Origin of the sequence: Streptomyces sp. NPDC001903 (assembly GCF_042891345.1) — a bacterium.
Taxonomy (GTDB): domain Bacteria; phylum Actinomycetota; class Actinomycetes; order Streptomycetales; family Streptomycetaceae; genus Streptomyces.
The window spans coordinates 1-1,446 of record NZ_JBIASZ010000047.1; the positions used below are offsets into that span (position 1 = coordinate 1).

Below are 1,446 nucleotides of genomic sequence, written 5' to 3' on the forward strand. Positions count from 1 at the left end.
AGACGTCGTTTCTCTTGGTCAGCTGTCCTGCTGGCGCCCGAGCAAACGGCCCTGCTCCTGCTTCAGGCCCGCGAACCGGTGCCGCGCGTATGCGGCTATCTCCTCACTCGGGAAGGGCACCACGGACAGGTGCTGGTCATAGCTCCCCTGCTCCCACCGGGCGGCTGTGATCTCATAGCCGGAAACGTGGGCGCACAGCTGAAGCAGAATCGGCGGCATCTCTGGTTCGCTCAAGAGGTCAGCGTGCTTGATGACGAGGTCGCGCATCGCCTGAATGTTCGGGAGGAAGACGGTCCTGACCCACAACCGCCATTCGGCGAGTTCCTCGTCGGAAGGCGGTATCTCATGCACGAAGGGCGACCTGCCGTCAGGACGAGCGTTGCGCTCCATGAACGCGCCGAAGATGCGGCTGTTGGCTTCCGTGAGGGCGAACAGCGGTCCGTAGAAATCGCTGAGCTGCCGATTCAAGCGAGCGAGGCGTTCTTGGCGCTGCGACAGCCGCAGGCCGTTGAGATAGGTGGCTACATAGCCGACGAACGCCAGCGCGATGGTGACGACTACTGTGATCATGAAAGGCGATGCTAGTGAGTATCACCTCCCTTGGTCAGCCTGCGGCAGCAGATCAGGGTCGCCGCGATCCCGGAGAAGGCGAGGAAGTGCTCGGCCTTGCGTTCGTAGCGGCGGTGGAGTCGACGGCAGCCGGCGAGCCAGGAGACGGTCCTCTCGATGACCCAGCGGTGACGGCCCAACCGCTGTGAAGACTCGATGCCCTTGCGGGCGATGCGGTGCCGAATACCTCGCTTGCGGAGCCAGCAGCGGAGATGGTCGTAGTCGTAGCCCTTGTCCGCGTGGAGCTTGCCAGGGCGCCGTCGACGAGGTCCTCGGCGGGATCGGATCGGTGGAATGCCACGCACGAGCGGTTCGAGGCCCTGACTGTCGTGCATGTTGGCGCCGGAGATGCCCAGCGACAGCGGCAGGCCGTTGCGGTCGGTGATCAGGTGGATTTTCGATCCTGACTTGCCGCGGTCGGTCGGATTCGGTCCGGTCAGTGGCCCCCTTTTGCAGCCCGCAGGCTGACGGAGTCAATCGCGCAACGAGACCAGTCCAGCTGTCCTCTTGCACCAAGCTCGTCGAGAACGACGCGATGGAGGCGAGCCCAGACGCGGGCCTGGCTCCACTGGGCGAAGCGCCGGTAGACCGTCTGCCAGCTCGGGCCGAACACCGGTGGGAGCTGCCGCCAGGTGCAGCCCGAGGTTGCCACGAAGATGATCGCGGCCAAGGCCTCGCGGTCACCAGCCCGGCGTCGGCCTCCACCTTGCGGACGCTTCACCTCCGTCGGCGGCACCACCCGCCGGAACAGCATCCACAACTCGTCCGGCACCAGCCGCTCAACGAGACCCGTCATGCACGGCTCAACGAACGATCACGCCATAAGAAACGACGTCT

General features: G+C 64.9%; 2 protein-coding genes. Both read right to left on the reverse strand.

The genetic code is table 11. From position 1 onward, the window contains the following. Positions 1-18 precede the first annotated feature (18 nt). Positions 19-570 carry a hypothetical protein gene (locus ACFYZS_RS40425; protein WP_389024587.1) on the reverse strand — a complete coding sequence of 184 codons (552 nt, stop codon included), beginning with the start codon at positions 568-570 and terminating at the stop codon, positions 19-21. A gap of 11 nt (positions 571-581) precedes the next feature. Continuing rightward, positions 582-1,405, reverse strand: a protein-coding gene (locus ACFYZS_RS40430) for an IS5 family transposase (RefSeq protein WP_389024589.1) whose coding sequence is annotated in 2 segments (ribosomal slippage) — positions 582-1,055 and positions 1,058-1,405 — 822 coding nt in all. Because the reading frame shifts where the segments join, the coding sequence is not laid out codon by codon here. Positions 1,406-1,446 lie beyond the last annotated feature (41 nt).